Genomic DNA, 1,576 nt, shown 5'->3' on the forward strand with positions numbered 1-1,576 from the left:
CCCAGTCGCGGGGGGGGGCCCCCCCGGGGGCCCCCCCCGGGCCCCGGGGCGTTTCAGGGCCCGGTTGTCACTGCCGGGTTGTCACTGCCGGGTTGTCACTGCCCGAGTGTCACGACGTGATCGTCACGTCACGACTGTCACGACCCGGTCGTCACGTCACGACTGTCCCGGCCCGGTCGTCCCGGAACGTTCGTCACAGCCCAGTCGTCCTCACAACACAGTCGTCACAGCGCCGCCGCGCCGGGGTCGTCGCCGTCCGCCCGGCCATCGGAGTCGATCCCGTCGAACCGCTCCGGCCCATCGAACGGCCGCTCGAAGGCGTCCGGTCGCTCGAAGGCATCGGCCTGCTCGAAGGGGTCGGTCTCGGCCTTGGGGGCGTTGAGTTCGATGCGCCGCCACGGACTGGTCGGGCGCAGCCACAGCCGCAGCAGCTCCAGCCGCCGGTCCACGCCGCCGTTCTTGAGTTCGGCCAGATCCTCGCAGGCCTGCCAGTAGGTCCAGCCGGTCAGATAGGCGTCGCCGAACTGCCGCCAGTTGCGGTACTTGCGCTGGGCCAGCGGCAGCGCGCGCATGAGATAACCCCAGGCCACGTCGGCCTCGATGTAGCCGGCGGTGAAGGCCATCCGCGCCACCGCGACCACCCTGGCCAGATCCCAGGCGTGGATGTCGGCGGGCAACGGGCGGGCCAGGTGCTCGGTGAAACCGATCTTGATGGCCTGGGCCCAGATGTCGTAGTCGCGGACCAGCGACTCCGGGTTCTCCATGCCGCGGAAGGAGGCGATCTGGCGCAGGAAGGCGCGGTGGCGGTCGGCGCGCTCGCCGAAGCGGTCGCGTTCGCTGGCGTTGACCGAGGCCATCACCAGCGGGTGCACCAGGGCGTAGAGCGGGGCGTGCATGCCGTCGAGCAACTGCTCCATCGACGCCTGCGCCTCGGTGCCGTCGGTGATGCCCCACGCACCGGTCAGGGTGTCGATGGCCAGTTCGCGCCGGTCGCCGAGCGGATGGTCGCGTTCGGGGCCGAGCAGCAGCGCGTCGTGGAAGGCGTCCCAGCGGGTGGAGTAGTAGCCACCGAGGGCCAGCGCGCGCAGCTCGTCGTCGGAAATGGCCGCGCCAGACCAGTGGTCCTCCTCGCGCTTGTCGAGCTCTTCGTACGGGAAGGTCGTCAATGTGGGTATACCGCGGGCTGGCATGCCCCCGATTGTTCACCATGCACCGGTGCGGCTGCGTCGTTATCGGCCCGGAGAGGAATTCTCGACGGAATCGCCCCCTATTTGTGATCGTGCGTATTCTTGCGGTCCCACTACGGCTTTCGGCGAGCTAATGTGCAGCCCATGTGTAGTGACATCACCCGCCTGCGAGGTCTGGAGCCCGCCGCTACCGAGCAGGAAATCTATGCTTCCGCACTGCAGTACGTGCGCAAGGTCGGTGGTGTGTCCGGCCTGTCCACCACCACCAAGGCAGCGGTGGACAAGGCCGTGGGGGCGCACCCGGCCCCGCCGCCCCCCGGGCGGGGCCGGGGGCCGCGCCCCCCCCCCGCGGGCGGGCGGGGAGCCCCCCCCCGCCGGGGGCGGGGGGG

General features: G+C 70.6%; 2 protein-coding genes. One reads left to right on the plus strand and one right to left on the minus strand.

Annotation, left to right across the window (positions count from 1 at the left end; translation table 11 throughout):
* Nucleotides 1–224: 224 nt before the first annotated feature.
* Nucleotides 225–1,190 (minus strand): DUF1266 domain-containing protein, encoded by a 966-nt coding sequence (locus tag QH283_RS07855; protein WP_280502355.1) that lies wholly within the window; start codon nucleotides 1,188–1,190, stop codon nucleotides 225–227.
* A 141-nt stretch (nucleotides 1,191–1,331) separates the two neighbouring features.
* Between QH283_RS07855 and QH283_RS07860 the strand changes: the two genes are divergently transcribed.
* The coding region (locus QH283_RS07860) for a DUF2277 domain-containing protein (RefSeq protein ID WP_280502356.1) at nucleotides 1,332–1,576 on the plus strand (245 nt) is incomplete at its 3' end.

This window comes from Nocardia farcinica, from assembly GCF_029867845.1.
Taxonomy (GTDB): domain Bacteria; phylum Actinomycetota; class Actinomycetes; order Mycobacteriales; family Mycobacteriaceae; genus Nocardia; species Nocardia farcinica_A.